The sequence below is a fragment of the Neptunicoccus sediminis genome, assembly GCF_001719615.1.
GTDB lineage: Bacteria > Pseudomonadota > Alphaproteobacteria > Rhodobacterales > Rhodobacteraceae > Amylibacter > Amylibacter sediminis.
Map to the genome: position 1 here is coordinate 1 of NZ_MDVX01000062.1, position 1,330 is coordinate 1,330.

The window sequence follows — 1,330 nt, forward strand, 5'->3', positions numbered from 1 at the left end:
AGCTCCGCGAAAGGTGCGGCTAGCCCGGTGCTGGCGGAGTATCTCGCGGGGCGAGATTAGGTCCTGCGCCGGACGGTTCATCGACCTGCCCGGCCACAGCAGATCCTGCGGCTTGTCTTGACAAGGCAATGCAAATGCATTACCTATCGCGGGCAGCAAAGACCCTTTTCTTTCAGGAGACTGCCATGACAGCGCTCGCACAAGATGTCTCGAAACTCACGGATCGGTATCAGACGACCGTGCCGGCGGGTGTGCGCAAGCAGCTCAAGCTGGGCAAGGGCGACCAGATTCGCTACTGCACCGAGCCGAGTGGCAGGGTCTATATCGAGCCCGTCCGCAGCGACGAGGAAGATCCCGTGCTCGGAGCCTTTCTCGATTTTGTCGAGGCCGATATCAAGGCGCATCCGGACCGCATTCGGGCATTCGATGGGGCTTTGCATGACCGTCTTGCAGCACTGGTCGGAGACGTTGACGTCGATCTCGATGCGCCGCTATCGCTCGAGGATGAATGAGCGGCGATAGCGTGCCCGCCCAAGCGCCCCTTGTCGTAAACGGATGGTCGATATATGCGCATCCGCTCTTTCTGGACCAGCTCGAAGGGCTGACCCTGGAGGTCGAGGCGCGTAAGGCGCGCGATCCCAAGACCTGGCGCAAGAAAAATTCCACGAAACGGCTGGCCGCCATCTTCAAGCTGGTGACCGAGGCCATACCGGCAGATCCGGGTGCCGCAGCCTTCCGGCAAGGCGGCACACTCGGCGACCACCGCAAGCACTGGTTCCGGGCGAAATTCTTCCAGCAGTATCGGTTGTTTTACCGCTTCAACAGCGATGCGAAGGTCATCGTGGTGGCATGGGTGAATGACGACAAGACCCTGCGCGCCTACGGCAGCAAGACGGATGCATATGCGACGTTCAAAGGGATGTTGGAAGATGGCAATCCACCTGACAATTTCGACGCGCTCTTGAAAGAAGCTGCAGCGGCGGACAAGCGGTTCGAGAAATCCCTTGAAGCGGTGCCCGATCGGTAAGTGGGCCAGCTTGCTGTGACCCTTTGGCATTATCGTTTACGACGCCACGCTGGAAGATGTAGCATCGGCTGATAATACGGTCGGAGAAAGCACAATGAATGAGACGGAAAAGGATAGGCAGCACCTCGGGCTAGAGGAGCAATGCGCGCCTGACCTCACGGGGCACCGTTTCCCAATTGCTGTGCGCGTTGCAGACATGCCCGATGACCTCGGCAAGCTGCTGGATATCGGGCTCGAGGAGCATTTCCGTGGCCGCTGAAGCGAATTCGTATGACACGTGGTTTCGCATGAAGGTAAAGGCCG

Annotated in this window: 2 protein-coding genes; both read left to right on the plus strand. The window is 59.0% G+C overall.

The window, feature by feature from the left end; translation table 11 throughout:
* The first annotated feature begins 185 nt into the window (after positions 1-185).
* On the plus strand, positions 186-512 hold the full coding sequence (locus BFV97_RS18195; RefSeq protein ID WP_005668772.1) for a type II toxin-antitoxin system PrlF family antitoxin: 327 nt from the start codon (positions 186-188) through the stop codon (positions 510-512).
* Positions 509-1,027 carry a type II toxin-antitoxin system YhaV family toxin gene (locus tag BFV97_RS18200; RefSeq protein ID WP_069301771.1) on the plus strand — a complete coding sequence of 173 codons (519 nt, stop codon included), beginning with the start codon at positions 509-511 and terminating at the stop codon, positions 1,025-1,027. Before BFV97_RS18195 ends, BFV97_RS18200 begins: the two co-directional genes overlap by 4 nt.
* Positions 1,028-1,330: the final 303 nt, after the last annotated feature.

Excerpts from the sequence above, each read along its gene's own strand:
- BFV97_RS18195 (WP_005668772.1), top strand. The coding sequence starts at position 186 with ATGACAGCGCTCGCACAAGATGTCTCGAAACTCACGGATCGGTATCAG.
- BFV97_RS18200 (WP_069301771.1), top strand. The coding sequence starts at position 509 with ATGAGCGGCGATAGCGTGCCCGCCCAAGCGCCCCTTGTCGTAAACGGA.